Source organism: Nocardioides aurantiacus (assembly GCF_003752505.1).
Lineage (GTDB): Bacteria > Actinomycetota > Actinomycetes > Propionibacteriales > Nocardioidaceae > Marmoricola > Marmoricola aurantiacus.
This window is the reverse complement of sequence record NZ_RKHO01000001.1, coordinates 1,662,717-1,684,798: the sequence shown is the minus strand read 5'-3', so window position 1 is coordinate 1,684,798 and position 22,082 is coordinate 1,662,717. Positions and strand designations below refer to the sequence as shown.

Sequence of the window (22,082 nt, the reverse complement as noted above, 5' to 3'; positions counted from 1 at the left end):
AACCTACGCAGCCCCTGGGCGTCCCGGCTCACCTGCCGGGGTGGCGTCGACGTGCGGGCCACCTGCGAGGGTGAGGAGGTGACCCCGACCCGCTTCGACTTCGCCTTCACCCGCCCCTACCGCCTCGTCGCGCTCCCGCTCGGGATCACCCCGCGCACGACGTCGGTCCGGCTGGTCGACGAGCGCCTCGAGGTCCGCTTCGGCCCGTGGTCCCTGCGCACGCCGCTCGCCAACGTCACCGGCTGGGAGGAGACCGGCGACTTCGCGTTCCTCAAGACCGTCGGCCCGCCCCACCTGTCCTTCAGCGACCGCGGCATCACCTTCGCCACCAACGGCGACCGCGCGCTGTGCCTGCAGCTGGCGACCCCGGTCCCCGGCATCGAGCCGACCGGCCGGCTGCGCCACCCGGGCGTCACCCTCACGGTGGCCGACCCGACCGCCCTCGCCGCCGCGCTCGCGGCGGCTCGCGCCGGCTGACGGAGACCTTACGGCGTAAGCGACATTTGCCCACGAGTCGTCCGGGTCCGGCTCCCGGGTCCGGCCCCTGCTTCCCTCGGCCCTCGGGCACAGGGCAGAATCGGTCGCGGGCAGCCCACGCACCACCGGTGTCGGCGGGCTGATCGGTCCGGAAGTGCGGCCTCCCAGCAGCTGAGGTCCGCGGACGAGAGGCACGTGTGAGCACGAGGGACAGTGGCGGGGCGACCCCCGAGGCGTTCGGCCGGTGGGCCTACGACTTCCGCACCGGCCAGTGGACGTTCGACGCGGACCTCCGGGCGATGTGGGACATCGACCTGGGGGAGCACGGCGACGTCGCCGACGTCCTCGTGCACCTGCACCCCGACGACAGCGAGTCCATCGGTGCCACGGTGCAGCGGTCCGTCGAGGAGGGCGTCGCCATGTCGGGCCAGGCCCGGCTGACGACCCGCTCCCGTGGCGAGCGGGTGTTCGCCTTCCTCGGCGACGTCCGGCACGACGACGACGGCCGTCCCGTGGCGCTCGACGGCTGGTCGATCGACGTCACCGCCGAGGTCCGCGCCGTGACGCGTGACGCCGTCGACGGCGCCACGCGGCACCGGCGTGCCATCGAGCAGGTCAAGGGCGCGCTGATGGCCAGCTACCGCATCGACGAGGTCACCGCGTTCGCGATCCTGCGCAAGCAGTCCAACGGCTTCAACGTCAAGATCAACGACCTGGCCGAGCACGTCTCGCGCGCGATGACGGCGGGCACCCCCCGGGACGGTCAGGTGCCGCCGATGATGGAGCTGGTCGAGACCGTGGCCCGTCGCCTCCGCCGCGCGGCGACACGGGCCCCGGTCGGGCCGGCGGACGACGTCGTGGGGCCGGGGGCCGGCCTCACCGCGGGTGACGTCGAGGACAGCGTCGCCAACTAGTGCGCCTGCCGGCAGCCGGATCCGGCCTTGTCGGCCCAGGGTGGGGGTGCTTGTGTGGGGACGTCGCGTGACGTCCGTCACGCACGTCCGACCTGCCGCTCCCGCTCGCCGGGGAGCAGATGGGAAGTGCACATGTCCGGAAACCGTGTGGTCGTCTACAAGGGCCCCGGGGAGGTCGCCGTCGAGACGGTGGACTACCCCAAGCTGGAGATCCCCAAGGAGGTCGCGGACCACTTCGGCATCAAGCAGGCCGCCCCGCACGCGGTGATCCTCAAGCTGGTCACCACCAACATCTGCGGGTCCGACCAGCACATGGTGCGAGGTCGTACGACGGCCCCGGTGGGCCAGTCGCTGGGCCACGAGATCACCGGCGAGGTGGTCGAGGTGGGCGACGACGTGCTCTTCGTCAAGGAGGGCGACATCTGCTCGGTGCCGTTCAACATCGCCTGCGGCCGCTGCCGGATGTGCTTCGAGGGCAAGACCGGCATCTGCCTCAACGTCAACCCGGCCCGCGCGGGCGCGGCGTACGGCTACGTCGACATGGGGGGCTGGGTGGGTGGCCAGGCGGAGTACGTCCTGATCCCGTACGCCGACTTCAACCTGCTCCGCTTCCCCGACCGCGACCAGGCGCTGGAGAAGATCCTCGACCTGACGATGCTCTCCGACATCTTCCCGACCGGCTACCACGGCGCCTACACCGCCGGCGTGACCACCGGCTCCACGGTCTACGTCGCCGGAGCCGGCCCGGTCGGCCTCGCCGCCGCCCACGCCGCCCAGCTGCTGGGGGCGTCCGTGGTCATCGTCGGCGACATGAACGCCGACCGCCTCACCCAGGCGCAGAGCTTCGGCTGCGAGACCGTCGACCTCAGCCAGGGCGCGAGCCTGACCGACCTCATCGAGCAGGTCCTGGGCGAGCCGGAGGTCGACGCCGCCGTCGACGCGGTCGGGTTCGAGGCCCGCGGCCACGGCGAGGGGGCCGCCGAGGCGCCCGCGACCGTGCTCAACGACATCATGACGATCTCGCGCGCCGGCGCCTCGCTGGGCATCCCCGGCCTCTACGTCACCGGTGACCCGGGGGCCGTCGACGACGCCGCCAAGGAGGGCCAGATCGGGGTCAAGCTCGGCCTCGGCTGGGCCAAGTCGCACGCCTTCGTCACCGGTCAGTGCCCGGTGAAGAAGTACAACCGCCAGCTGATGAACCTCATCCTGGCCGACAAGGCGCACGTCGCGAAGGCGGTCAACGCCCAGACGATCGGTCTCGACGACGCGCCCCGCGGCTACCAGGAGTTCGACGCCGGCGCCGCGACGAAGTACGTCATCGACCCGCACGGCATGGTCGCCTGAGGACCCACGGGGGTCCGTAGGCTCGCGCCCGTGGACCCCCGTGAGCTCCTCGCCGCCGAGCGGGCGGAGACGCTCGCCCGCCTGGCGGCGCTGCGCGAGGACTTCGCCGGGGTCGTCGACGCCAGCCGGGACACCAACGCCGACGACGAGCACGACCCCGAGGGACACACCATCGCCTTCGAGCGCTCGCAGACGGTGGCCCTCGTGCGCCAGGCCGAGCACCACCTCGACGAGGTCGACGCCGCCGTGGCCCGTCTCCACGCCGGCGCCTACGGCCGCTGCGAGGTGTGCGACGAGCCGGTCGCCCCCGCCCGCCTCCAGGCCCGCCCCACCGCCCGCCGCTGCGTCGCCCACGCCTGACCGTCGGGCCCCTCAGGACACGAGCAGCTCGCGCAGCAGGTGGAGGGCGACGACGACGGTGCGCTCGCGCACGGCGGCCCGGTCCCCGCCGAGCTGCACGCGCAGGGGGAGCACCCGGTCGGCGGTGGTGACGCAGAGGTGGACGAGGCCGACCGGCTTGTCCGGCGTGCCGCCGCCGGGGCCGGCCACGCCGGTGATGCCCACGCCGACGTCGGTGCCGAGCCGGGCGCGGGCTCCGTCGGCCATGGCGCGGGCGACCTCGGCGCTGACCGCGCCGACGGTGTCCAGGAGCTCCTGGGGCACGTCGAGCAGGTCGTGCTTGACGTGGTCGGCGTAGGTCACCAGCCCACCCAGGAGGTACGCCGAGGAGCCGGGCCGGTCGGCGAGCCGACCCGCCAGCAGCCCGGCCGTGCAGGACTCCGCCGTGCCGATCGTCCAGCCCCGGTCGAGCAGCCCGGTGGCGACCAGCTCGTCGACCGTCTCGCCCTCGGGCGAGAACAGCGTGTCCGGGAAGTCGGCGCGCAGCGCGGCCAGCAGCGCCTCCTGGGCGGGCGCGGCGGCGGGGGCGTAGCGGGAGACGACCTCGAGCTCGCCCTGGCGCAGGCAGGTGGTGACCTCGAGCCCGACCAGCTCGTCGTCGTGGCGGCGCAGGGTCGCGGCGAGCTCGGACTCCGGTGTGCCCCAGAGGCGGACCGTGTTCTGCCGCAGCTCCTCGCGGCCGGCCAGCGCGCGCTGCACGTGGGCGTCGGCGAGGGCGTCCTGCCACATCCCCTGCAGCTCCGGCGGGGGACCGGGCAGCACCACGACCGGGGCGCCGGTGCCGGACGCGGGCGGCACCACGAGGCCGGGGGCGGTGCCGACGGGGGCGAGCACGCTGGCGCCCTCGGGCACCATGGCCTGCTTGCGGACCCCGGCGGCGGTGGCCTCGGGGTCGCGGCGCCAGCCCCGGCCGGCGGAGAGCCGCTCCACGATCTCGGCGATCTCGGTCTCCAGCTCGGGCACCAGGCGCGGGGTGCGGCCCTGGACCTCGGCGACGACCTCGGCGGTGAGGTCGTCGGCCGTGGGGCCGAGGCCGCCGGTTGTCAGCACCAGGTCGTGCCGCGCGAGCAGCAGCTCCAGCGCGGAGCGCAGGTCCTCGGGTCGGTCGCCGACGACCACGACCTGGCCGACGTCGACGCCGCGACGACGCAGCTCCTCGGCCAGCCACGGACCGTTGCGGTCGGTCACCCGCCCGGTCAGGACCTCGGTGCCGGTGACGACGATGCCTGCGCGCGCGACCATGCCGCGATCCTAGGCAGGACCCCCCGCGGCGCCGAGCACCGCGCGGACCTCGGCGGACGACCAGAACGGCGCGAGCCGCTCGCGCACCGCGTGCTCCAGGACCCCGGACTCGCGGGCGGCGGCGAGCACCGGCGGCGCCAGCGTGCGGACCAGCTCGACGAGGTGGTCGCGCCCCACCCCGAGGTCGTCGAGCAGGGTGGCGAGGTCGGTGGTGGCGTGCTCGTCCAGGAAGCGCGCAACGGTGGCGCCCACGAGCCGGTCGGCGAGGGCGGCGCCGGCCCCGCGGTCCAGCAGCCCGTCGAGGACGGCCCGGCCCCGGGTGGCGAGGTCGACCACGTCCTCCTCCTCGACGACGGCGACCAGCTCGCCGACCGGGGTCCCGGCCTGGAGGTCGAACAGCTCCAGCGCCACCTCCTGGAGGACGGCGTCGGTGACCACCTCGCGCACGATGGCGGTCGTGCGCCGCATGGTGAACTGCGCGCCCGCCCCCACGGCGTCGCCGAGCAGCTTGTCGAGCTGGTAGTCGCCCACGCCGACCTTGCCCACCCGGGACACCGCGCCACTCCCGAGCGAGAGCAGCGAGGAGACGCCGGGCACCTTCTCGGCCCGCGAGCGCTGCTGGGTGAGCACGTCGGTGACGATCCGGCTCACCAGCCGCGCGGTGAGCTGGGCGGTGGCGGGACTCTCCACCAGCCCGTCCAGGACGCGGTCGCGCACGTCGTGCATCGCCACCACCCGCTGCACCAGCGCCTCGACGTCGGCGCGGTCGACGACCTCGCCGAGCGTCGCCTCCTCCGCCAGCAGCGTGCGGTGCACCTCGCCGGCCTCGGGCTCGGTGAGACCGAGCACGACCGGGCTGGTGACGACGTCGCGCGCGAGCCGCTGCGCCACCGCGACCAGGTCGTCGTGCGCCACGACGTCGCCCAGCCGCAGCGTGGCCGCCACCTCGAGCACCCGGTCGACGTCCTCGGCGACGACGGCGGCGAAGCGCTCTCCGGTCAGCTCGCCCAGCGCCCACGCCACCTGGGCGTCGAGCAGGCGGTCGGCCAGGGCTGCGGGGTCGGTCTCCGGGTCCGTCACCGGGCCAGCATGACGGGTAGGTCGACGGGGTCGCCCACGCGGATGGTGCCGCCGTGCAGCACCCGCAGCACCGACCCGCCGCGGCGGCGCAGCGCCGTACGACCGCCGGGACCGAGCGAGTCCTCCATCAGCCGGCACGGGGCCGCGAGCCGCACCACTTCGAGCTCGACGTCGCCGATGCGCACCCGCGCGCCCGGCTCGGTCGGCACCTCGCCGTGCGAGAGCGTCACGTTGCGCCGGGTGCCGCCCGGCTCGACCGGGCGGCCGAGCTCGTCCGCGGCCGCGTCGAGGTCGGTGGCCGACTGCAGGCTCACGTGGCGGTGCCGGGTGCCGTGGAACCGGTCGCCCACCAGACCCGCGCCGGCCTCGGCCACGACCTCGGTCACCGCCCGGACCGGCGCGTGCCGCTCGGGGGCGACGTGCAGGGCGAGCACCGTCGGCCGGGGGTCGTCGGGGATGCTGGGGGCGTCCACGCGGACGAGACTAGGCAGGACCGATGAGGAAGCCGTCCACGAGGCGGCAGGGAGTGGGAGCGATGAGCGACACCGACAGGACGCCCGAGGCGACCGCCGACCTGGTGGACCGGCACGGCGAGGCACTGCAGTCCTGCGACCTGCAGCTGCGGCAGTACGGCGGCCGCCCGGTCTTCGGCGGCCCGATCGCCACCGTCCGGTGCCACCAGGACAACGCCCTGGTCAAGCAGGCGCTCAACGAGCCGGGGGACGGCCGGGTGCTCGTCGTCGACGGCGGCGGCTCGCTGCACACCGCCCTGATGGGTGACCTGATCGCCGCCTCGGCGGTCTCCCACGGCTGGAGCGGCGTGGTCATCAACGGCCCCGTCCGCGACGTCGCCGCGCTGCGCGAGCTCGACCTGGGCGTCAAGGCGCTGGGCTCCAACCCGCGCAAGAGCGCCAAGGACGGGATCGGCGAGCGCGACGTCGTGGTCTCCTTCGGCGGCGTCGACTTCGTGCCCGGCGCCGAGCTGGTCAGCGACGACGACGGCGTCGTGGTGCTGCCGGGCTCCTGACCGCCACGGTGCGACCGAGGCTCAGACCCGGGCGTCCCCGGCCGGGTCGGGCTCGGTCGCCCGCTTGGGCTTGCGGATCAGGGCCACGCCGCCGTAGCCGAGGCCCAGGACGACGAGCACCAGGCCGGCGATGTTGTCCCAGCGGGGCCCCGAGCTCCACTCGGTGTACTCCCGGAAGCTCTCGATCGAGATCGGGCAGCCACCCTGGTCCTCGTCGGTGAAGCCCGACGTCGGGCCACCGGGGTCGGCGCACTCCACCTCGGGCTCGCCCGGGGTGGGCATCACCATGAGGATCACCCCCAGCACGATGAGGACGGCGGCGATGGCGAGCTTCTTGGACCTGGTCAAGGTTCCCCCCGGGAGCGAGCTGCGGACGTGTCGAGCGGAGGGTAGTGCCGGGAGCGCGGGCACGTCCGGCGATCGCCACCCCGCGACGCGACGATGGCGGGGACCCGCCCGTCCCGTCGTCGGGGGATGGATGCTGCCGACCCGGACGCGGAGGAGCAGACGATGACCGGGACCGGCGATCACCACGGGCGCGCCGACGACGAGGCGGCGTACGACCTCTGGTCGGGCCTGCACGACGGCCTGGACCCCCGCGGCTCGGTCTGGGTCGCGGGCTGGGTGCGGCTGGTGCACCGGTGCGCCCGCCCGCTGGCCCGGCGCGGCACGAGCCCCGACGCGGTCACCCTGGCCGGTGTCGCGGTCTCGACGCTGGCGCCGCTGCTCGCCGCGCTGCCCGACGCGTGGCCGGCCCTGGCCCTGGTCGCGGTGCTCCTCGCCGCCGTCCTCGACGGGGTCGACGGCGCGCTGGCGGCGCAGACCGGCGCGGCGTCGGCGTGGGGCCGGGTGCTCGACCCGGCCGCCGACCGCGTCTCCGACCTGCTGCTCCTGGGCGTGCTGGTCGTGCTCGGGGCCCCGCTCTGGCTGGTCGCGCTGGTCGGGGCCGTGACGCTGCTGCTGGAGTCGGTGCGGTCCTCGGCCCAGGTCGCCGGGATGACCGGCCCCGGTGCGGTCACGGTGTGGGAGCGGCCGTCGCGGGTGATCGTGGCGGTGCTGGCCGTGCTGGTGCACCTCGTCGTGCTGGCAGCCCGCGCCGCCGGGGTGGACCTGCTGCCGGCGGTCGACGGGGCCGCCGTGGTGACGCTGCTGGCCGCGATCTCGCTGGCGCTGGCGCTGGTGGGGCTCGCGGTGCTCGTCCGGGCCGTACGCCGGGCGCTGGTCGCCTAGGGCGCGGCCGGCCCGACCAGGTCGGCCACGATCCGCGCCGACATCACCACGAGCGGCAGCCCGCCGCCGGGGTGCGAGGACCCGCCCACCAGGAACAGGCCCGGCACGGGGGAGCGGTTGGCCGGCCGCAGGAACGCCGCCCGGGCGCCGTTGCTCGACGTGCCGTAGATCGAGCCGCCGGCGGTCAGCGTCCGCCGCTCGAGCTCCGCGGGCGTCAGCACGGTCCGGTGGGTGACCCGGCCGCGGACGTCGAGGCCGCGGTCGGCCATCACCTCCAGCACGTGCTCGGCGTGCTCCTCGGCCAGGCCGGGGGTGTCCCAGTCGACCCCGCCCGCCGGGTCGTGGCGTGGCGCGTTGACCAGCACGAACCACGCGCCGGCGCCGGGGTGCGGCACCACCGCAGGGTCCTCGGGCGCGCTGACGTAGACCGTCGGCCGGTGCGCGGGCCGCGGCGGCCCGTGCCGACCGAAGACGGCGTCGAACTCCGCGTCGTAGTCCTCGGCGAACAGCACCCGGTGGTGCGGCTGGTCGGGCGGCGCGTCGTCGAGGGCGAGCAGCAGCGCGAAGCCCGCGAGCGAGGGAGCCGTACGCCGCAGCCGGCGGCGTCCGCGCCGACCGGCCCGTCCCGGCAGCAGCTCGCCGTAGAGCCGCGTCGCGTCGGCGTTGGCGACCACGACGTCGGCGGGGACGACCTCCGCTGCTCCGGGACCGCCCTCCAGCCGTACGCCGCCCGCCCGGCCGTCGGTGACCAGCACCTCCGCGACGCGGGCACCCGTGCGCAGCCGACCGCCGAGCAGCTCGAGCCGGTCGGTCAGGGCGACCGCGATCCGGCCCAGACCGCCGGGGACGTACCACGAGCCGAAGGCCTGCTCGGCCCACGGCACCGTCAGCAGCGCCGCCGGGGCGCGCCGCGGGTCGGACCCGGTGTAGGTCGCGTAGCGGTCGAGCAGCAGCCGCAGCCGCGGGTCGGTGAGGTAGGTCGCGCCCAGCCCGCGCAGCGACCGCCAGGGTGCGACGGTGGCGACGTCGCGCGGGTCGCGGGCGAGCCGCAGCAGGTCGGCGGGACCGACGGGCGACTCCAGGAACGGCCCGTGGGTGAGGTCCCAGACCCGCCCGGCGCGCCCCATCAGCGCCGCCCACTGCGCCCCGCGACCGGGGCCGAGCGCGGCGTCGAGCGCGGCCGGCACGGCGCCGGCGTCGCCGGGCAGGTCGACCTCGGTGCCGTCGGGGAAGCGGTAGCGGCAGGCGACGTCGAGCCGCTGCACGGGCAGGAGGTCCTCGAGCGGCGCACCGGTCGCGGCGAACAGCTCCTCCAGCACGTGCGGCAGCGTCAGCAGGGACGGCCCCGTGTCGAAGGTGAACCCGTCGTGGACGTGGGTGCCGAGCTTGCCGCCGACCTCCTCGGCCTGCTCCAGCACGGTGACGTCGTGGCCCTGCGCGGCCAGCCGCACGGCGGCGGCGAGGCCGCCGACGCCGGCCCCGACCACGACGACGCGGCTCACGGGCGCACCTCGACGTCGCGGCCCTTCCAGCGCAGCCGGCCGCCGCGACGGGCCGCGAACGAGTCGGCGGTCAGGCCCGCGAGGGTGGCCACGGAGGCCGGGTGGGCGAGGGCGTCGGGCCACGCGCGACCGCCGGTGCGACGGGCGACGAGCACGCGGGAGGCGACGCTCGCGGCGTACCCCAGGAGGCCGGCGCGGGAGCCGCCGAGCGCCGCCACCGCGGGCACGACGTGGGCCAGCAGCAGGGCGCCCTGGGCGAGCCCGGCGCCGGTCGGGGAGCCGAACGCCGCCCACAGCGACTTGGTGTAGCCGCGGCGCAGGGCCGGCCAGCCGTCGTACATCCGACAGGACGCGACACCGGTGCCGTCGACGACGGTGCCCCGGCCGCCGACGCGCTTGAGGGCCCGCGCGACCGCGAGGTCCTCGAGCACCTCGCCGCGCACCGCGGCGTGGCCGCCGAGCCGGCGGTAGGCGCCGGCGTCGACGACGAGCAGCTGGCCGTTGGCGACCGCGGTCGAGGGACGCCGCGAGCGCTCGGCGGCCGCGAGCGGCAGCGTGCTGGCCCACGACCACTGCAGCAGCGGCTGCACCAGCCGCTCGGTCGGGGTGCGGGCGTCCTGACGCGGATAGGGGCAGACCAGGTCGAGGCCCGCGGCCCGCAGCAGCGCCACCGAGGCGGTCAGCGCGTGCGGCTCCACCGTGACGTCGGCGTCGACGAACGCGAGCACCTGCGCGTCGCCCGCCAGCGCCCGCTCGGCGAGCTGGTGGCACGCCCACGGCTTGCCCAGCCAGCCCGGGGGAGGGGCCTCGCCGGTCAGCACCTCGAGCCCGTCGTGGGTGCGCGCGAGGCGAGCGAGCACCGCGGCGGTGCCGTCGGTGGAGCCGTCGTCGAGGACGAGCAGGCGCACGGGTCCGGGCCAGCGGCCCGCGGCGGCCAGCAGGTGCTCGACGCACCGCTCCACCACCGCGACCTCGTCGCGCACCGGCAGCAGCACGGCGAGCGCCTCCGGGCTCGGGCGGGCCGTCTCCAGCGGTACGCGCAGCCGGCGCAGGTTGTCGACCGTCAGGGTGAGCGAGGCCAGCGAGAGGACGGTGCCGGCACGCACGAGGGCGTGCGTCACCGTCTCTCCCGCAGCAGCCGCCGGGTCAGCGGGACCGCGACCACACCCATCACCAGCGCGCCGACGAGCGCCACGGTCGGTCGGCCGAAGAACACGGCGTTGGCCATCACCGAGGAGAAGTAGGTCCACAGGTAGACGGTCAGCGGGACCGCGTCGCGTCGCAGCGCCGGTCGCCGGTCGCGGGGCAGCACCAGGTCGAGCACCCCGGTGATCACGGCCGCCACGAGCAGCCAGCCGGCGAAGTTGGTCAGCGGGATCCCCTCGACGCCCGGCAGGTGCGGCACGGGCGAGTCCCACGCCCAGTGGCCCGCGTCGACCATCTGCGGGTCGAGGAAGACGTCCCAGGCCGTCAGCGCCCAGGCCGCGACCGCGACCGTGGCCAGCCGGCCCGGCAGGCCTCGGGGCGAGGGCACCAGGACACGCGCGACCACCAGCGCCGGCCACGCCATCATCGTCCAGGCGAGCGGCACCAGCACGGGGACGCCCAGCACCTCGGCGCCGAGCGTGCCGGTGTAGTCGTAGCCGCCGAACGGGTAGCCGGTGCTCACCCCCACCGCCTCCGCGAGCAGGCCGAGGCCGCCCGCGGTGCCGAGCAGGGCCACCGCCGTGGCGCCGCCGCGGGTCACCCAGGCGTGGGCGACCGACGCACCGGCCAGGAACACCACGGCCGCGACCGTCAGCGGCAGCGTGCCGCCGCCGGTGAGCGGGAACATCACCTGCGACAGGATGCCGAGCCCGGCGAGCAGCCACGGCAGCTGCCGGCGGCGCGGAGCGCGGAGGTGGAGCCGCTCGGGATGCAGGCGTACGACGCTCACGGCGCCACCCCCCGGTGGGTCCCGGTCACCGAGGTCACCGCGAGGCGGGCGAACAGCTCCTCGGCGTACCAGCGCTCGGGGCGGGTGCGCCGCACCACGTCGCGGTGGGCCGCGCTGCCGTGGGCGTAGCGGACCACGTCGGCGGGGGAGTCCCACAGCGAGAAGGTGCCCTGCAGCGCGACCGGGGCCTCGCCGATGCCGACCGCCAGCCGCAGGCCGGCGGCGTCGTGCAGGTCGGGCACGACCGGAGGTACGGCGCGCCAGAACGACACCGCCCGGCTCGGCCGCAGGCGGGCACGCGTCAGCACCGCCACCGGCCCGTCGTACGCGGATCCGTCGTACGCCGGGGCGTCCCCGGCGGGTGCGAACGGCTCCCGGCCCGACCACCGGCCACGGCTGGCCAGCGGCCGCATCCGCACCACCAGCTGCTCGTGGCTCGCCGCCGTCCAGGCCGCGACCACGTCGCGGTGCGCGGACGGGGTGGCGTCGAGGTCGGTGCCGTCGTCCCAGACGCTGAGCAGGCCCCAGTGGTGCGGGTCGGCGTCGCCCGGCGTGAAGGTGCGGCCGTGGCCGGTGCCGAGCAGCTTGGCGAAGGACAGCCCCGGCACGCCGCGGAGCCGGCGGCGGCCCGTGGCCATCCGCAGCAGCGCGGGGCCGGTGCGGTCGGTGCCCCAGAGGCGGAGCTCGACGACGCTCACGACGCCACCGCCCGTCCGACCCGGTCGTCGAGCACCCGCGTGGTGGTCCACCCGACCAGCAGGAAGACGTGGAGGACGTAGAGCCACAGCCCCACGGCCACGACCCCGCCGACGACCCCGAGGCCGGCGAACGGCAGGCCCACGTCGATCGGGATCGACAGGAACAGCCAGAACCCCTGGAGGAACCCGGCGAGGAACGAGCCCGTGGCCAGGCCGCCGACCAGGGCCACCCACCAGCGCGGGCGGCCCGGCGCGACGGCCCGGAAGACCCAGGTCAGGACCACGGCGAGCGCCAGCCAGGTGGCGGTGAAGCCCAGCACGACCCGGAGCACCAGGTCGGCCGCGCCACCGCCGCCGGCACCGGGGGCGAACGGCCGCAGCGCACCACCGACCGCGAACCAGGCCCAGGCCAGGACCGGCACCGCCACGACGGTCGCGGTCATGGCGAGGCGGGCGCGCCAGCCGGTCCAGGAGTCCTCGCGCGGCTCGACGGCGAGGCAGGCGCGGCGTACGCCCTCGCCGTAGAAGGAGGCCGGGAACAGCAGGACCAGCGCACCGATCAGGCCCACCCCGGTGCCGGCGGTGACCAGGGCGTCGTACGGCGCGCGGCCGCCCATGTCCGGCGGCACCAGCACGTCGAGACGGGAGAGCCGCGTGGCGGCGTCGGCGTCGCCGTACCACCAGGTCTGCGTCCAGACGCCGAGCAGCAGCCAGGGCACGACGGCGATCCCGGAGAAGTAGGTCAGCGTCGCGGACGCGGCGGCGAGGTCACGTCCCGAGAGCGCGCGGCGCACCCCCGAGACCAGGGCACGCAGCTCCGCCGACCAGGAGGCCCTCACCCGAGAGGGGAGGCGCAGGCTGCTGACATGCGTGGCCTGTACCCGGTCGTCCAGGATGCGGACCCACCCGGGAGGGTGACCGTGGCCACCTCGTCACCTCGCCGTCTGCCCGTCGAGGCCCGTTGTCGGTGCTCCCCGGTAGACCTGGGCCGTGGTTGACGACGGGCCCGGGGCGCAGCACGTGCTCGACCCCCAGGAGGGGGAGTGCGTGCTGTGCTTCGCGGCGCGGGCCGTCGCCGGGCTCGGGTGCGACGGCACCCCGCGCTGGCTGGAGCGGTTCGTGCACGTGCGGGTCCCGCCGGCGACCGGCGCCGTCCGGCGGCTCAGCGCGGCGGGGGAGTGCGACTGCGTGGTGACCGGGGTGCGCTGGACGCTCGTGCGCGAGCAGCTGGTGCGCGACGTGCACACCGACGAGCTGTCCCGGCCCGACCGGATGCCGCCCTGCGCCGGGGTGCGTCGTACGTCGGGCCGGCCGTGCCGCCACTGGCAGCGAGTCCGGCCGGGCAGCCGCCCGGTGACGCCGGGCTAGTAGGTCGCCTTGATGGTCAGCTGGCGCACGAACGGTGCGAACTCCGCCTTGTCGGCCTGCGGGAAGGCCTCGCGCCCGCAGACGGCGATCAGGATCAGGGCGAACTCGCCTGCTCGGTGGGCCAGGACGCGCCCCTGCACGCCCTTGGGAGCCCGGAAGTCGAGCACCGAGACGGCGGCGGACTGGCTGGTGCCCTCGACGTTGCTCGTCACCGGGAACTGTGCGCGGCGCACCGTGCCCGGCTCGACCCCCACCTTGGACTGCTGCGCGATGCGGTCGACGGTGCCGCGGACGATCTGCTCCTGGGTGGGGGTGGTCTCGCGCAGTCCGCCGGGCTGCTGGAGGGTCAGCAGGCACCCGGGGGCGACCTGCCACTGCGCGGTGCCCGTCTCGGTGGACATCTTCCGCCAGTCCGCCGGCACCGTGCCGACGTCCCAGACCAGGTCTTCCGGCTCGGCGGCCACCACGGCTCCCAGGTCCTCGTCGGAGGGGCCGGACCCGGACGACGCGGAGGACGACGGTTCGGTGGACGGCGACGAGGAGGGCGACGAGGAGGCCGAGGCGTCCGCACCCTCGGCGCCGGCCTCGCCCCCGCCGCACCCGGTCACGGCGAGGAGGAAGGCCGCGGTGAGCCCGAGGGCCGTCGGACGTCGCAGCTGCTGGTGAAGGCCCATTTGTGCTCCCGAGTGTGGTGGTGGAGGCACCCTTGCAGACCTGCGCGCCGCCCGCAGCGAGATGCGGGCCTGTCTCGGCGGGCGCGGCTGCGCCGTCGAGGTCACACAGGAGGACCAGACACAACCGTTACCTGTGTTCACTATGTGCTAGTGTAACGACATGTCCCGCGGTCTCTTCGACACCCTGCTGCTGGTGACCCACCTGCTGCGCCAGGACATGGCCCGGGCCTTCGACGGCACGCCGCTCACCGAGGCCCGCGTCGCGGTGCTGTGGGTGCTCCAGACCACCGGCCCGTCGACCCAGCAGCAGGTCGCGGCGGCGCTCGAGGTCAGTGCCCGCAACGTCTCGGCGCTGGTGGACGCCCTGGAGGGGAGCGGCCACGTGGTCCGCACGCCGCACCCGACCGACCGCCGGGCCGTGCTGCTCGAGCTGACGCCGACCGCCGGCGAGCTGATGGCACGGATGCAGGTCGAGCACGCCGTGGCCGAGGCGGCGCTGCGCGAGGCCGTCGCGCCGGAGGACCGGGCCGCGTTCGAGCGAGGCCTCGACGCCGTCGCGACCCGGCTCCAGGAGCTGGTCGAGACCGAGAGGGGAGCGGTGTCGTGAGCGCCGTCGAGACCTCGGGCCGACCGACCGGCCTGGGGGCGCGCGTCCTGGGGCTGGCCTGGCGCGCGCTGGTGCTCGAGGTCCGGATGTACGACAGCATCGTGCGGGTGCTGCTCCGCCGTCCGGCCGTCGCGCCGGGGGCGAGCGGCTTCCGCTACGACGCGCCCACCCGCGTGCTCCTGGTCGCGTTCGTCGTGGTCTCCGCCGTCGAGCTCGTCGTCGTCGACGTGCTGGTCCACCGCTGGCCGTGGGTGCGGGTCCCGTTCCTCGTCGTCGGCATCTGGGGGCTGGTGTGGATGGTCGGGCTCATGTGCAGCCACCGGGTCCGGCCGCACGTCGTCGGCCCCGCCGGCGTCACCGTCCGCGACGGCCTGGAGCTCGACGTGCACCTGCCCGCCGACGTCGTCGCGCGGGTGACCCGGCGCAAGCGGTCCTACGCCGACAAGCCGTCCCGGGTGGTGCAGGACCAGGGGAGCAGGGTGATGGTCGTGGCCGTCTCCCAGGAGACCAACGTCGAGGTCGTGCTCGACCGGCCGACCACGGTCCGGCTGCCGGGCCGGCGTACGGCCGAGGTCGACGGGGTGCGGCTGTGGGCCGACGACCCGGACGGCTTCGTGGCCGCCGCCCACGAGCGCGGGTAGGGCTCAGCGCAGCGCGTCGTACGACGTGGCGCCGGTCTCGGCGAGCCGCCGCTCCACGCGCAGCACGGCCGTCTCGTGCTCGGGGTCACCGGTCATCGCGGCGGCCAGCCGCAGGTGGGGCAGCGCGTCGGCGTAGCGCGACTGCCGCTCCAGGCTGCGTCCCAGCGCGTGCCGGGCCCACTCGTCGGAGGGGTCGGCCGCCACCAGCCAGCGCAGCTCGGCCTCGGCGTGGCCCAGGCGTGCCTGGATCAGGTAGGCCCACGCCCGCAGGGTGCGGAGGCCGACGTTGTCCTCGTCCTGGGCGAGCGCGGCGTCCAGCACCTCCAGCGCCTCCCGCGGGGCGCGCCGCTCCAGCAGGTCCCAGGCCAGCCGGTGGGCCGACGCCGGGTCGGCCAGCTGTCCCGGGAAGACGAGCGCCGGGACGCGCAGCTCCGGGGTCGCGTCGTGGTCGTCGGGCGTGGGGTGCTGCTGGTCGTGGTCCATGGTGGTGCTCCTCTCGCTCCCGCCAACAGAGGACGGGGGGAGGACATTCCGGGCCGGCAGCCGCGGTGAGTGCCCAGTAGTTGACATAATGTCGCTTATCGGCGACACATGGGGACGCCTCAGGGGAGCCGGTAGCGGCTCCCGACCCCTCCTGGCGCCTCGGCGGGCACGAACCCGTGCCGCTCGACGACCGACCGCGTCAACGACACGTTGTCACGCAGGTCGAGCACGACGCTGGCGCCGAGCCGGCGCACGTGGGCCACGGACTCGCGCAGCAGGAACCGGGCGATGCCGTCGTGGTGCGGCCCGGGCGCCACGAACAACCGGCCGATCTCCCGCAGGTCGTCGTCGGGAGCCCCGCCGTCGACGACGTACGCCGCCGCCGTGGCGCGCGCCGGCCGGTGGACCTCGACGTGACCGACGACCCGGCGTGTGGGCACCACCGTGACCGGCGCCTGGTCGAAGACCCAGGCGAGCTCGACCTCGCCGGCCACCAGCCAGTCCCGACGTCCGCGGGCCGATGCTCCCGGGGTCGGCAGGCGCAACGTGCCGAGGACCTCGACCAGCGGGTCGAGGTCGGCCTCGAGGCGTCCCCGGATCACCGTCCGCGCGTCGTCGGGGCGGCGAACCGGAAGTCGTTGACGATGAGCTTGTGGTCGCTGCGCAGCGAGGTCACTCGCTGGGCCGTCGCGGTGGTCGTGGCCCGCGGGGCGAAGACGTAGTCGATGACGCCGCCTCCGTCGTGCGTGGGCACGACGCCGCGGGTCTCCATGGCCGAGACCAGCCCGGCCGGCGCCAGGGTCCGACGCGGGCCCCAGGCGTCGTCGTGGCGGAACTGGCTGTTGAAGTCACCGGCGACGAACACCGGCCCACGCCGGGACAGCTCGGTGACCAGGGCGTCGATGCGCTGCATGCCCTGGGCGTAGAGCCGCTGACGCAGCGGCTTGTCGGGTCCGAACTTGGCGGGGTTCTGCATGTGGTGGGTCGAGACCAGCGAGACCTCTCCCCCCGTGGTGGAGCGCAGCACCGCCCAGGTCGCGAGGCGGTTGGCGTCGTACTTCAGCGGGCCCTTCTCGACCAGCACGCGATAGCCGCCCGCGACCCGCGTGAAGCGGTCGGTGCGCCACAGCACGGCGTTGCCGTTGCCCTTCTCGCGCGGCATGAACGAGGCGTAGCCGCGCGTCGCGAGCTGTGCCGGCGTCCGACGGCTGACCTCGTTGAGCGAGACCACGTCGGGCCGCGAGGAGACGACCTGGGCCAGGTCGGCGGCGAACTGCGCCCCGGACATCTTGAACTTCAGGTTGGCGTGCGCCACCCGCAGCGTCCCGCTGGCCGTGGTGCGGGGCGCCGCGGCGTCAGCGGTGTCGCCGCGGTCGGCGGCCTGGGCCCCCGCGGGAAGCACCCCCGCGACGGCGCCGGCCAGGGCCAGCGCGAGCAGGGTGGTGCCGCGGCGGCGGCGGGTGGCGGTGGGACGACTCATGGGGGACACCTCGGGATCTGGGCGAATCGGACATCACCGTAGGCCACCGACCGGCGTCCTGACCGCCGTTCCGAGACTCCCGGCTCCCCCGCCGTCCGGACAGGTGCCGTCCGAGGGAGACCTGAGTAGGTTGGCATCCCGGTGTGGCACGGGTCACGCCACGTCATCCCTGGAGGCTCACGTGCCGCTCGAGAACCCCTTCTACACCGCTCAGATGCAGGGTGACTACGAGCTCGTCGGGCTCGGTCGCTTCGAGCTCGAGGAGGGCGGCGTCATCGACGACCTCCAGCTGGCCGTCGCGACGTACGGCGAGCTCGACGCCGACAGGGGCAACGCGATCCTGGTCCCGACGTGGTTCTCCGGCACCCACGCCACCTGGTGGCAGGTCTACCTCGGCGCCGGCCGCGCGCTGGACCCCGAGAAGTACTTCATCGTCGTGGTCAACCAGATCGGCAACGGCCTCTCCACCTCGCCCCACACCACCGACGACCCGTCGATCGCGATGTCGAGGTTCCCCCACGTCCGGATCGGCGACGACGTCCGTGCCCAGGAGCAGCTCCTGCGCGAGCACTTCGGGATCGAGCGGCTCGCCCTGGTGGTCGGCGGCTCGATGGGCGCCCAGCAGACCTGGGAGTGGGCGGTGCGCTACCCCGACAAGGTCCTGCGGGCCGCGCCGATCGCGGGCACCGCCCAGAACACGCCCCACGACACCTTGTTCACGCAGACGCTCATGGACGCGATCACCTCCGACCCGGGCTGGAACGGCGGGGAGTACGCCGCTCACACCGACGTGGCCGCCGGGCTGGCGCGCCACGCCGACATCTGGGCGATCATGGGCCTGTCGACGGAGTTCTGGCGCAGCGGCTTCTGGAAGGGCATCCCGCCGGTCGTGGAGGGCCTCGGGTGGGAGACCTTCGAGGAGTTCCAGCAGAACTTCACCCGGCTGCTGTTCGGGATGATGGACCCCAACGCGTTGCTGAGCATGGGCTGGAAGTGGCAGCGCGGCGACGTCGCCCGCCACACCGGCGGTGACCTCGAGGCCGCCCTGGGGCGGATCACCGCGACGGTGTTCGTGATGCCGATCGACGAGGACATGTTCTTCCCGCCCCGCGACTGCGAGGCCGAGCAGCAGCTCACCCCCGGCGCCGAGCTGCGGGTGCTGCACAGCATCGCCGGCCACTTCGGCCTGTTCGGGTTCGAGCCGTCCTACCTCGACGAGGTCGACCAGCACCTGCGCGAGCTGCTCGCCACCGACGTGGGGTAGTCCCCCACGAGGGGCACTGCCGCAACCTCATGGCCGGCGGCTCCCGGGACCTCGGCGTCGGTCTGGCCGTGGTCCCGGGCAGCCGCTACGGCTCCTCCTGGGTGCAGGTGTTCGGTCGCGGCTGAGCCTGGTCAGTCGGCGTCGAGCCGGGCGAGCTCCTCGGCGCTCAGCTCGAGGTCGGCCGCGGCGGCCGAGTCGGTGACCGACGACGGCCGCTTGGCCCCCGGGATCGGGATGACGCAGTCGGACTGCGCCAGCTCCCACGCCAGCGCGACCTGCTGGGCGCTGACCCCGCGGGCGTCGGCGATCTCGGCGAAGGCCGGGTGCTTCTCGGCCAGCTCCTTGGCGTCGGCCAGCCCACCCAGCGGGCTCCAGGGCAGGAAGGCCAGGCCGAGCTCCTCGCAGACCTGGATCTCGGGGCGGCTGGAGCGGAACTTGGGTGAGAACTGGTTCTGCACGCTCACGAGGTGGTCCCCCAGCACCGAGTGGGCCAGCCGGATCTGGTCGGGGTCGGCGTTGGAGAGCCCGACCATGCGGACCTTGCCGGAGTCCGCGATCTCCTTCAGCGTGGCCACGACCTCGTCGTAGGCGACGTCGGGGTCGGGCCGGTGGTGCTGCCACAGCGCGATCTGCTCGACCCCGAGCCGCCCCAGCGACGCGTCGACGGCGCCGACCAGGTGGTCGCGGGAGGAGTCGGTGTCCCAGGAGCCACCCTCGCCGCGGACGTGGCCGCCCTTGGTGGCGAGCAGCACCCGGTCGCGCACCCCGAGCTCGTCGAGCAGCCCGGCGACGAGCCGCTCGTTCTGGCCCTGGGCGTCGGAGCCGTCGTCGCCGTAGCCGTAGGCGTCGGCGGTGTCGAACAGCGTCACCCCCGCGTCGAGCGCCGCGGTGACGGTGTCGAGGAGCTGCTGCCGCGGCTGCGCGCCGGACTGGTCGAAGGTCATCAGGCCCAGCCCGATCGCACCGACCTGGATGCGTCCGGTGGTCTCGTTTCCGATCTCTCGTGTCTTCACGAGAGGTCCAGTTCCCCCGGGGCGCGCGGCCACACCTGCAGGACTCAGACGGGGGCGGAGAACGGGTCGTGCTCGGCGAGGATCTTGTCCACGCGCGCCTGGTCGAGGCGGTGCACGACCTGCGAGGTCTCCTGGGCGTCGCGCACGCACTTGGCGAGCGTGAACGTGGCGGTCACCAGGAAGAGCGTGCCGACCGCGAGGAACGAGCGCTCCCACACGCCGACCGGCAGGTTCCAGATCCCCAGGGTGACGGCGGCCAGGGCGACGGCGAAGGCGATGCCCGACTGGGCGTAGAAGGCGGTCGTGGTGGACGGGGCGCTGACGGATCGGCTCATGTCCAGGAGCCTCCCGCGCCAGCAGCCGGGCGCACGAGCGGGCGGGTACTCAGGTCGATGCTGAGTACCCGCCCGCGGGGTCGTGCGTGAGGGGGCCTAGACGTCGTCGATCGTGTGCATCGCGGCTTCCTCGGCCGAGGCCCCGGCGCCGTCGATGCCCTCGTCCTCGGCGGTCAGGTCCTTGTCGACGTCCGCGTGAGCGCCCTCGTCGGGAGCCATCAGCCGACCGGTGCGCTCGCCGCCGACCTCTCCCCCGACGTCGCCGTCGACGATGTCGTCCGGACCGGCCTGCGCCTCGGTCTCGGCGTCCTCCCAGACCTCGGGCTCCTCGTCGTCGAGGCGCTCCTCGAGCGACTCGCCGCCCTCGGGGTGCTTGAGGTGGTCGGGCTCGCGCTCCGGCGGGCTGTAGCCCTCGTCGAGCACGTCCTCGGTGCCGCGGTCGTCCAGGGAGTCCTCGGGTTGCAGCTGGTCCTCGCTCATGCCACTCATGCCCCCGAACCTAGCCGAGCCCCACAGCCGGGCCGTCGGGGTGTCAGCGCGCGACGGCCGGCGCGTCCAGGCGTACGTCGCACACGCGGGTCAGCACCGGCAGGTGCTCGTCGCCCCCGTCGACCTCGCCCTTGGACCACGACAGCAGCAGCCCCTCCTCGGTCACCTCGGCCACCGCGAGGTTGTTGTCGAACCAGGGACCGCGCAGCCGCTCCCAGCGGAACGGCGGCTCCTCGACGTGGGCCGACCGGCTCGCCAGCCGGCCGAGCACGCCCGCGACCCCGTAGGACAGCACCGCGGTGGCGTACCTCATCGAGCGCGGCAGCGGGTTGCGGATCGGCGAGCACACGAGCTGGAGCACCCGGCTCTGCAGCCGCCGCGTGTCGCCGTCGGCGAGGCGGGTCACCTCGGAGACGTAGCTGTGGTGCACGTCGCCGGACAGGAACGTGACCGTGCGCGGAGCGCGGCCACGCTCCCCCGTCGCCACCTGCACGACCATCTCGGCGACGCTGCGGAAGGTCTCCTGGAAGGCGCCCCAGTGCTCGAGGTCGACGGTCTGGCGGGCCCACTCGCCCGCCTTCGCCCCGCGCCTGCCCCAGGCGCCGCCGGCCAGCGCCTCGCTGAACGCCTCCAGGTGCTGCAGGCCCGGCGGCAGCAGCCAGGGCAGCGACGTGCCGACGAACAGGTGGTCGACGTCGCCCTGCAGCTGCTCGTCGAGCCAGGCCAGCTCGCCGTCGTCGAGCAGGGCCCGGTCGTCGGCCTCGAGCACGCGCGCGGCGCGCGAGTCGACCACGACCAGGCGGCTGCCCTCGATGTCGCGGGCATAGCTCCACCGGTAGGTCTCCGGCTCGGCGTCCACGCGCTCGGCGAAGCCGTCCAGGACGCTGCTCAGGTCGAGCTCCCCCGGCCCGCCGTACGCCGTGACGTGCTGCCAGATCTCGTCCTTGCCGCGGGCCTCGGCCGAGAGGTTGCCGACGTGCTGGTAGACCCAGTACGACGCGAGCCCGGCCACGATGCGGCCGTGCCACCACTCGGTCTGCTCCATCTGCTGGCGCCAGGCGTGGGAGGTGTTCCAGTCGTCGCGGACGTCGTGGTCGTCGAAGATCATCAGGCTCGGCAGCGTCGAGAGCAGCCAGCGGTTGGCCGGGTCGCTCCACGCCAGCCGGTAGAGGTGGGCGTACTCCTCGTAGTCCTGCAGCTCGGTGCCCGGCGGCTCGTCGATGTCGCGCCGCGAGGAGATGAACTCCCGCATCGCCTCGGTGGTCTCGTCGGCGTAGACCTGGTCGCCGAGGAAGACCACCAGGTCGGGCCAGCGCAGCTGCTCGTCGGAGGTCAGGCCGGCCATGGCCAGGGCGTAGGCGCGCATCGCGTCGACGCCGTGGGTGGCGTTGCCCGCACGGTCGTGGCTGACGCTGGTGCGGCAGGACCCGAAGGCGATCCGCGGCGGCTTGCCCGGCCGCAGCGTGCTGATCACCGACGCCGGCAGGTCGAGCTCGGTCGCGTCGGCCGCGCTGTCCTCGGTCGGACCGACCGCGACGTGGCGCTCCGGCGGCCAGACGCGGGTCGGCTCGCCGTCGACGACCAGCTCCACGTCGTACGCCGTGACGGTGCCGGGCTCGAGGCCGCCGACCTCGACGAGCGCGTAGTGGTGGCCGTGCACGCCGAACGTGCGGGCCTCTCCCCCGGCCGCGCCAGCGGTGACGCGGACGGTGCAGGCACGGTCGGTCTCCACCCAGACGGCGGCCTCGGTGTGGTCGACGAACCGCAGCAGCGGCCCGAGCACGAGCTCGGGCCGCTGCCGGTCGCCGGCGGGCGCGTGTGCGGAGGCAGCGTCAGGACGCGCCTCCTCCCTCCCAGGAGTCATGGCGACCATCCTGCT

General features: G+C 74.9%; 27 protein-coding genes. 10 read left to right on the top strand and 17 right to left on the bottom strand.

Translation table 11 applies throughout. The features are described from left to right. The first annotated feature begins 78 nt into the window (after positions 1 to 78). The 4 genes from EDD33_RS08065 (at position 79) to EDD33_RS08050 (ending at position 3,095) form a co-directional block, all read left to right on the top strand. Positions 79 to 477, top strand: coding sequence for a hypothetical protein (locus EDD33_RS08065; protein WP_211332466.1), 399 nt, complete (start codon positions 79 to 81; stop codon positions 475 to 477). A 197-nt stretch (positions 478 to 674) separates the two neighbouring features. Further along, positions 675 to 1,391 carry an ANTAR domain-containing protein gene (locus EDD33_RS08060; protein ID WP_123389928.1) on the top strand — a complete coding sequence of 239 codons (717 nt, stop codon included), beginning with the start codon at positions 675 to 677 and terminating at the stop codon, positions 1,389 to 1,391. Between the two features lie 132 nt (positions 1,392 to 1,523). Next, complete coding sequence (gene fdhA / locus EDD33_RS08055) at positions 1,524 to 2,735, top strand: formaldehyde dehydrogenase, glutathione-independent (protein ID WP_123389926.1); 1,212 nt, start codon at positions 1,524 to 1,526, stop codon at positions 2,733 to 2,735. Positions 2,736 to 2,765: 30 nt separating this feature from the next. Next, complete coding sequence (locus EDD33_RS08050) at positions 2,766 to 3,095, top strand: TraR/DksA family transcriptional regulator (protein ID WP_123389924.1); 330 nt, start codon at positions 2,766 to 2,768, stop codon at positions 3,093 to 3,095. 12 nt (positions 3,096 to 3,107) lie between these two features. On the opposite strand, the gene EDD33_RS08045 is transcribed toward EDD33_RS08050, so the two are convergent. From EDD33_RS08045 to EDD33_RS08035, 3 genes are read right to left on the bottom strand one after another with little or no spacing between them, the layout of a single operon-like run. Next, positions 3,108 to 4,376, bottom strand: a complete 1,269-nt coding sequence (locus tag EDD33_RS08045; protein WP_123389922.1) for a competence/damage-inducible protein A — start codon at positions 4,374 to 4,376, stop codon at positions 3,108 to 3,110. 9 nt (positions 4,377 to 4,385) lie between these two features. Continuing rightward, entirely contained in the window at positions 4,386 to 5,456 is a 1,071-nt protein-coding gene (locus tag EDD33_RS08040) for a hypothetical protein (protein ID WP_123389920.1), read from the bottom strand. After that, positions 5,453 to 5,929, bottom strand: coding sequence for an MOSC domain-containing protein (locus tag EDD33_RS08035; RefSeq protein WP_211332465.1), 477 nt, complete (start codon positions 5,927 to 5,929; stop codon positions 5,453 to 5,455). Before EDD33_RS08035 ends, EDD33_RS08040 begins: the two co-directional genes overlap by 4 nt. A gap of 62 nt (positions 5,930 to 5,991) precedes the next feature. Between EDD33_RS08035 and rraA the strand changes: the two genes are divergently transcribed. After that, positions 5,992 to 6,483 carry a ribonuclease E activity regulator RraA gene (gene rraA / locus EDD33_RS08030; protein ID WP_123389918.1) on the top strand — a complete coding sequence of 164 codons (492 nt, stop codon included), beginning with the start codon at positions 5,992 to 5,994 and terminating at the stop codon, positions 6,481 to 6,483. 21 nt (positions 6,484 to 6,504) lie between these two features. Here rraA and EDD33_RS08025 read toward each other — a convergent pair whose 3' ends face one another. After that, positions 6,505 to 6,831 (bottom strand): hypothetical protein, encoded by a 327-nt coding sequence (locus EDD33_RS08025; RefSeq protein ID WP_123389916.1) that lies wholly within the window; start codon positions 6,829 to 6,831, stop codon positions 6,505 to 6,507. 162 nt (positions 6,832 to 6,993) lie between these two features. Between EDD33_RS08025 and EDD33_RS08020 the strand changes: the two genes are divergently transcribed. Beyond that, positions 6,994 to 7,713 (top strand): CDP-alcohol phosphatidyltransferase family protein, encoded by a 720-nt coding sequence (locus EDD33_RS08020; RefSeq protein WP_123393187.1) that lies wholly within the window; start codon positions 6,994 to 6,996, stop codon positions 7,711 to 7,713. Here EDD33_RS08020 and EDD33_RS08015 read toward each other — a convergent pair. The 5 genes from EDD33_RS08015 to EDD33_RS07995 are packed head-to-tail and all read right to left on the bottom strand — an operon-like array spanning position 7,710 to position 12,688. Continuing rightward, positions 7,710 to 9,215 (bottom strand): phytoene desaturase family protein, encoded by a 1,506-nt coding sequence (locus EDD33_RS08015; protein WP_123389914.1) that lies wholly within the window; start codon positions 9,213 to 9,215, stop codon positions 7,710 to 7,712. The genes EDD33_RS08020 and EDD33_RS08015 overlap by 4 nt on opposite strands. Then, on the bottom strand, positions 9,212 to 10,336 hold the full coding sequence (locus tag EDD33_RS08010; protein WP_211332464.1) for a glycosyltransferase family 2 protein: 1,125 nt from the start codon (positions 10,334 to 10,336) through the stop codon (positions 9,212 to 9,214). Before EDD33_RS08010 ends, EDD33_RS08015 begins: the two co-directional genes overlap by 4 nt. Next, positions 10,333 to 11,151: a carotenoid biosynthesis protein gene (locus EDD33_RS08005; RefSeq protein WP_211332463.1), complete on the bottom strand. Its 819-nt coding sequence runs from the start codon at positions 11,149 to 11,151 to the stop codon at positions 10,333 to 10,335. Before EDD33_RS08005 ends, EDD33_RS08010 begins: the two co-directional genes overlap by 4 nt. After that, positions 11,148 to 11,849, bottom strand: a complete 702-nt coding sequence (locus tag EDD33_RS08000) for a monooxygenase (protein ID WP_123389913.1) — start codon at positions 11,847 to 11,849, stop codon at positions 11,148 to 11,150. Before EDD33_RS08000 ends, EDD33_RS08005 begins: the two co-directional genes overlap by 4 nt. Next, positions 11,846 to 12,688 carry a YhjD/YihY/BrkB family envelope integrity protein gene (locus tag EDD33_RS07995; protein ID WP_211332462.1) on the bottom strand — a complete coding sequence of 281 codons (843 nt, stop codon included), beginning with the start codon at positions 12,686 to 12,688 and terminating at the stop codon, positions 11,846 to 11,848. The genes EDD33_RS08000 and EDD33_RS07995 overlap by 4 nt, the downstream gene beginning before the upstream one ends. Positions 12,689 to 12,839: 151 nt before the next feature. On the opposite strand from EDD33_RS07995, the gene EDD33_RS07990 reads away from it, so the two are divergent. Further along, a complete protein-coding gene (locus tag EDD33_RS07990) occupies positions 12,840 to 13,217 on the top strand; it encodes a DUF2695 domain-containing protein (RefSeq protein WP_148076960.1) in 378 nt (125 codons plus the stop codon). Here the strand turns inward: EDD33_RS07990 and EDD33_RS19915 are convergent. Further along, a complete protein-coding gene (locus EDD33_RS19915) occupies positions 13,214 to 13,891 on the bottom strand; it encodes a hypothetical protein (protein ID WP_170169728.1) in 678 nt (225 codons plus the stop codon). The two genes, EDD33_RS07990 and EDD33_RS19915, sit on opposite strands and share 4 nt — an antisense overlap. Positions 13,892 to 14,051: 160 nt before the next feature. Here EDD33_RS19915 and EDD33_RS20280 point away from each other — a divergent pair, with 160 nt between their 5' ends. Both EDD33_RS20280 and EDD33_RS07975 read left to right on the top strand, forming a co-directional pair. Next, positions 14,052 to 14,498 (top strand): MarR family winged helix-turn-helix transcriptional regulator, encoded by a 447-nt coding sequence (locus EDD33_RS20280; protein WP_211332461.1) that lies wholly within the window; start codon positions 14,052 to 14,054, stop codon positions 14,496 to 14,498. Next, a complete protein-coding gene (locus EDD33_RS07975; RefSeq protein WP_123389907.1) occupies positions 14,495 to 15,139 on the top strand; it encodes a hypothetical protein in 645 nt (214 codons plus the stop codon). Before EDD33_RS20280 ends, EDD33_RS07975 begins: the two co-directional genes overlap by 4 nt. 3 nt (positions 15,140 to 15,142) lie before the next feature. Here EDD33_RS07975 and EDD33_RS07970 read toward each other — a convergent pair whose 3' ends face one another. The 3 genes from EDD33_RS07970 to EDD33_RS07960 form a co-directional block, all read right to left on the bottom strand. Beyond that, entirely contained in the window at positions 15,143 to 15,622 is a 480-nt protein-coding gene (locus EDD33_RS07970) for a tetratricopeptide repeat protein (protein WP_123389906.1), read from the bottom strand. 119 nt (positions 15,623 to 15,741) lie between these two features. Further along, positions 15,742 to 16,224, bottom strand: a complete 483-nt coding sequence (locus EDD33_RS07965) for a GNAT family N-acetyltransferase (protein WP_123389904.1) — start codon at positions 16,222 to 16,224, stop codon at positions 15,742 to 15,744. Beyond that, on the bottom strand, positions 16,221 to 17,102 hold the full coding sequence (locus tag EDD33_RS07960; protein WP_123389902.1) for an endonuclease/exonuclease/phosphatase family protein: 882 nt from the start codon (positions 17,100 to 17,102) through the stop codon (positions 16,221 to 16,223). Before EDD33_RS07960 ends, EDD33_RS07965 begins: the two co-directional genes overlap by 4 nt. A 181-nt stretch (positions 17,103 to 17,283) precedes the next feature. On the opposite strand from EDD33_RS07960, the gene EDD33_RS07955 reads away from it, so the two are divergent. Continuing rightward, the gene (locus tag EDD33_RS07955; protein ID WP_123389900.1) at positions 17,284 to 18,366 is read left to right on the top strand and encodes an alpha/beta fold hydrolase; all 1,083 of its coding nucleotides are present in this window, start codon (positions 17,284 to 17,286) and stop codon (positions 18,364 to 18,366) included. Between the two features lie 131 nt (positions 18,367 to 18,497). On the opposite strand, the gene EDD33_RS07950 is transcribed toward EDD33_RS07955, so the two are convergent. From EDD33_RS07950 to EDD33_RS07935, 4 genes are all read right to left on the bottom strand, one after another. Further along, positions 18,498 to 19,379 (bottom strand): aldo/keto reductase, encoded by an 882-nt coding sequence (locus EDD33_RS07950; RefSeq protein WP_123389899.1) that lies wholly within the window; start codon positions 19,377 to 19,379, stop codon positions 18,498 to 18,500. 44 nt (positions 19,380 to 19,423) lie between these two features. Next, positions 19,424 to 19,714 carry a YiaA/YiaB family inner membrane protein gene (locus tag EDD33_RS07945; protein ID WP_123389897.1) on the bottom strand — a complete coding sequence of 97 codons (291 nt, stop codon included), beginning with the start codon at positions 19,712 to 19,714 and terminating at the stop codon, positions 19,424 to 19,426. A 96-nt stretch (positions 19,715 to 19,810) separates the two neighbouring features. Further along, on the bottom strand, positions 19,811 to 20,203 hold the full coding sequence (locus tag EDD33_RS07940; protein WP_246003430.1) for a DUF5709 domain-containing protein: 393 nt from the start codon (positions 20,201 to 20,203) through the stop codon (positions 19,811 to 19,813). Between the two features lie 43 nt (positions 20,204 to 20,246). Continuing rightward, complete coding sequence (locus EDD33_RS07935; protein ID WP_123389894.1) at positions 20,247 to 22,067, bottom strand: alkaline phosphatase D family protein; 1,821 nt, start codon at positions 22,065 to 22,067, stop codon at positions 20,247 to 20,249. Positions 22,068 to 22,082 lie beyond the last annotated feature (15 nt).

Excerpts from the sequence above, each read along its gene's own strand:
- rraA (WP_123389918.1), top strand. The coding sequence starts at position 5,992 with ATGAGCGACACCGACAGGACGCCCGAGGCGACCGCCGACCTGGTGGAC.
- EDD33_RS07970 (WP_123389906.1), bottom strand. The coding sequence starts at position 15,622 with ATGGACCACGACCAGCAGCACCCCACGCCCGACGACCACGACGCGACC.
- EDD33_RS07960 (WP_123389902.1), bottom strand. The coding sequence starts at position 17,102 with ATGAGTCGTCCCACCGCCACCCGCCGCCGCCGCGGCACCACCCTGCTC.
- EDD33_RS08045 (WP_123389922.1), bottom strand. The coding sequence starts at position 4,376 with ATGGTCGCGCGCGCAGGCATCGTCGTCACCGGCACCGAGGTCCTGACC.
- fdhA (WP_123389926.1), top strand. The coding sequence starts at position 1,524 with ATGTCCGGAAACCGTGTGGTCGTCTACAAGGGCCCCGGGGAGGTCGCC.
- EDD33_RS20280 (WP_211332461.1), top strand. The coding sequence starts at position 14,052 with ATGTCCCGCGGTCTCTTCGACACCCTGCTGCTGGTGACCCACCTGCTG.
- EDD33_RS07935 (WP_123389894.1), bottom strand. The coding sequence starts at position 22,067 with ATGACTCCTGGGAGGGAGGAGGCGCGTCCTGACGCTGCCTCCGCACAC.
- EDD33_RS07945 (WP_123389897.1), bottom strand. The coding sequence starts at position 19,714 with ATGAGCCGATCCGTCAGCGCCCCGTCCACCACGACCGCCTTCTACGCC.
- EDD33_RS08020 (WP_123393187.1), top strand. The coding sequence starts at position 6,994 with ATGACCGGGACCGGCGATCACCACGGGCGCGCCGACGACGAGGCGGCG.
- EDD33_RS07940 (WP_246003430.1), bottom strand. The coding sequence starts at position 20,203 with ATGAGTGGCATGAGCGAGGACCAGCTGCAACCCGAGGACTCCCTGGAC.
- EDD33_RS19915 (WP_170169728.1), bottom strand. The coding sequence starts at position 13,891 with ATGGGCCTTCACCAGCAGCTGCGACGTCCGACGGCCCTCGGGCTCACC.